Annotated in this window: 3 protein-coding genes; 2 read left to right on the forward strand and 1 reads right to left on the reverse strand. The window is 48.3% G+C overall.

Annotation, left to right across the window (positions count from 1 at the left end; genetic code table 11):
- Window positions 1-1,981 (forward strand): TonB-dependent receptor family protein (locus tag WBV75_RS07605; RefSeq protein WP_424120031.1); only part of this gene is annotated, 1,981 nt, incomplete at its 5' end.
- A gap of 54 nt (window positions 1,982-2,035) precedes the next feature.
- Here the strand turns inward: WBV75_RS07605 and WBV75_RS07610 are convergent.
- Window positions 2,036-2,902, reverse strand: coding sequence for a hydroxymethylglutaryl-CoA lyase (locus WBV75_RS07610; RefSeq protein WP_424120032.1), 867 nt, complete (start codon window positions 2,900-2,902; stop codon window positions 2,036-2,038).
- 101 nt (window positions 2,903-3,003) lie between these two features.
- Here WBV75_RS07610 and WBV75_RS07615 point away from each other — a divergent pair, with 101 nt between their 5' ends.
- Window positions 3,004-3,417 carry a Dabb family protein gene (locus WBV75_RS07615; protein WP_424120033.1) on the forward strand — a complete coding sequence of 138 codons (414 nt, stop codon included), beginning with the start codon at window positions 3,004-3,006 and terminating at the stop codon, window positions 3,415-3,417.
- Window positions 3,418-3,670: the final 253 nt, after the last annotated feature.

Here is a 3,670-nt window from a genome sequence, read left to right on the forward strand (position 1 = left end):
CGGGGTCAATGTCGTTGAGGAAGATGGCTTTGGCCTCCGTCCCAATATCAGCCTGAGAGGAACTTCCCCCGAACGAAGCGCCAAAATCACGGTAATGGAAGACGGGGTTCTCATTGCTCCCGCCCCATACAGTGCCCCTGCAGCTTATTATTTTCCAACTATAGCCCGAATGCAGGCCGTGGAGGTCTTAAAGGGTAGCAGCCAGGTACAGTACGGGCCCTATACCACCGGAGGGGCCATAAATATGCTGAGCACTGAAGTCCCGGAGTCCTTTGGGGCATTTCTCAATACGAGCTACGGGAGTTTTCAAAGCGCCCGCCTGCACGCCCAATTCGGGGACAGCAGGAAGAATTTTGGATATGCTATAGAATACCTCAACTACAGTTCAGATGGTTTTAAAAATCTCGATGGTGGCGGGGATACGGGATTCAACAAAAATGACCTCGTTGCAAAGTTTCGAGTGAATACGAATCCTGAAGCCCGTATCCGGCAAGCCCTGGAACTTAAGTTCCAATACTCAGATGAAGACTCAGATGAAACATACCTGGGACTGACCCAGAATGATTTTGAGACTGAACCTTTCCGACGCTATGCAGGATCCCAGGAGGACCTTATGACTACGGAACACCTGCAATTTGCGCTGACCCACACCCTGGATTTGAGTGATAATTTCAGGATAAGCACCGTAGCCTATAGAAACAATTTTAAGCGGAACTGGTATAAACTCGATTACCTGACCCTGAATGGGGATCGGGTAGGTATTTCGGATATACTCGAAGATCCGGGCACTTTTGACCCCTATTATCAAGTGGTTAGCGGCGCTGCTGACAGCCCCGAAGACGCCTTGTCCTTAAAAAACAACAATCGGGAATACCTCTCTACAGGTATTCAAACCAAACTTGATTATCACTGGACGGGAAAAAAGACCTTTCACGATATAGAAGTAGGCCTCAGGTACCACTATGATGATGAAGACCGGTTTCAGTGGCTGGACGACTACGCCATGTTCAATAGCCAGCTTCTCCTGACCACGGAAGGCATCCCTGGAACAGATGCCAACCGCATTAGCGATGCACGGGCTTTTGCAGCCTTCAGCATGTACAAATTTAAAACGGGTAACCTGACCCTCACGCCCGGAATACGCTATGAAAACATAACCCTGGGGAGAATAAATTACGGCGGCTCTGATCCGGACAGGACCGGATTTGATAGCTCTGAGCGGGAAAATCAAGTTGATATTTTTATACCTGGTATCGGTTTTAACTACAATTTTGAACGACTATCCCTATTCGGTGGCGTACATAAAGGATTCGCTCCCCCCGGAAGTGAAGAAGGGCAAAACCCCGAAGAGAGTATCAATTATGAACTGGGTTCCCGCTTCACGCTCGGCGGGTTTAGCGGGGAAATCGTAGGATTTTTCAATGATTACAGCAACTTATTGGGGAGTGATCTCGCCGCTTCCGGAGGCACCGGAACGCTGGATCAGTTTAACGCCGGAGCCGTCAATGTTGGAGGGCTTGAACTTCTTTTGAATTACAATTTGCTCGGCGGGAATTCCAAATGGAACCTTCCAATCACCTTTTCCTATACGTATACGGATACCGCCTTTCAAACCGATTTTGGGAGCGATGATGACCTGTGGGGGGAGGTAACTGCCGGGGACGAAATGCCGTATATCTCAAAACACCAATGGAATGCCTCCCTAAGCCTGGAACACAAGCGCTATGAACTCAATGTAAATGCCCGATATACAGGGGCCTTCCGAACTCAGGCAGGGACCGGGCCTATCCCGGATGGTGGAGGTGTGGCCTCAAATTTCATCCTGGATTTTGCCGGAAAATACCACGTGGGAAAACACCTGAGCTTTACGGCGAATATCATCAACCTACTGGATGAGACGTACCTGGTTTCCCGGGTACCCGCAGGTCTGCGCCCGGGTCATCCTTTTGGCGCCTTTGCCGGACTTCAGCTCAGGTATTAATCTCTGGTAAGCAATTAAAAAAACTGGTACAGATGCCTTCGTGGTGGGGCACAGTTAGGTATATTTCTGAAAAAGGTCTTTGGACTTGTTGAAAGCCGCTTCAAAGGCCATCCAGTTGACCCCGGTATCGGCTTTCTCGCTGGTAAAGTAGGACAAGAGTTTTTCGGTGGGCATGTTTCCAGTAAGCTCGTCTTTAGCCATGGGGCACCCCCCGAAGCCCTGGATGGCCCCGTCGAATCTGCGACATCCAGCCTTGTAGGCCGCATCTACTTTTTCGTGCCAGGTCAGGGGATGTGTATGCAAATGCGCCCCGAATTCCACTTGTGGGTACCTGGGTATCAGGTTTTCGAAAAGATGTGATATAATCTCAGGAGTTGAACTGCCAACGGTATCGGAGAGCGAAAGAATCCGAACTCCCATCCCGACCAGGCGTTCGGTCCATTCCCCCACTATGTCTACATCCCATGGATCTCCGTAGGGATTTCCAAAACCCATGGAGATATAGGTGACTACTTCCTGTCCGCTTTTCTGAGCCACCTCGAGGATATCTCTGAGGATTTCGACGGACTGCCCAATGGTTTTATGGGTGTTACGCATCTGAAAATTTTCAGAAATGGAGAAGGGGTACCCCAGGTAAGCAATCTCCCGAAACCTGGCGGCATCCTGGGCGCCCCGTAGGTTTGCTACTATTGCCAAGAGTTTACTAGGGGTCTTCTCCAGGTTCAGCCTGGAGAGAACATCTGCTGTATCGGCCATCTGGGGTATGGCCCTGGGAGATACAAAACTGCCGAAATCAATTGTATGAAAACCACAATTCAGCAAAGCCTGAATATACCGGGTTTTAGCTTCGGTAGGGATCAAAGTCCTGATCCCCTGCATAGCATCTCTCGGACACTCAATTATTTTAACGGTTTGTGGCATTCCCTAAATTTAAACCCTTTCAAAAGTATCACTTATTCGCGTAAGGCAGAATTGCAGCTGCGTTTTCGTACCTTCCTTTTTCAGATAAAAACCCCTTACCGATGAAAACGGCTGTTTTATGTTTTTTCTTATCTTGTATCACCGCGAGTCAGGCCCAGATTGCAGACCTTTACAAGATGCCAGATTCCATTGAAAAACCAGGCGTATTACGCCATGTCGTCCTGTTTAAATTCAAAGCAGATACTCCGGGGGGTACCCTCCGAAAAATTGAGAAGGCCTTTTATTCCCTACCCGAAAAAATTCCTGAAATTGCAGATTTCGAATGGGGCCTGAATAATTCACCTGAAGGTATCAACAAGGGTTTTACCCATTGCTTTGTCCTGACGTTTTCTTCCGAGGAGGACCGTGCGGTCTACCTGCCCCATCCGGATCACAAACGCTTTGGTGAGATTCTGGATCCCTGGCTTGAAGATGTGCTCGTGGTGGACTATTGGATGCATTCGGGTTCCGAATAAGGCTTTTAAAACGGACTTTATCGCCTTAGTTATCAGCATCATAAGAAATAATTAAATACAATCCAGACATCTGATTGTCGGTTTATAAGGGTCTTGATCCATTAATTTCCACAGCTGAGGGCCAGAAGAGTTATCTTATTTGCAAAATTGAAGGGCGAAATCCCCAACAAATTGTCCATACCCATGCTAGAGAATCTGATTGTTAATTTCACTCCCACCGGGATGATCCCGATCAAAACGATGACTTCACACG

It is taken from the genome of Robiginitalea sp. (assembly GCF_049588695.1).
Classification (GTDB): Bacteria; Bacteroidota; Bacteroidia; order Flavobacteriales; family Flavobacteriaceae; genus Robiginitalea.

Excerpts from the sequence above, each read along its gene's own strand:
- WBV75_RS07615 (WP_424120033.1), top strand. The coding sequence starts at position 3,004 with ATGAAAACGGCTGTTTTATGTTTTTTCTTATCTTGTATCACCGCGAGT.
- WBV75_RS07610 (WP_424120032.1), bottom strand. The coding sequence starts at position 2,902 with ATGCCACAAACCGTTAAAATAATTGAGTGTCCGAGAGATGCTATGCAG.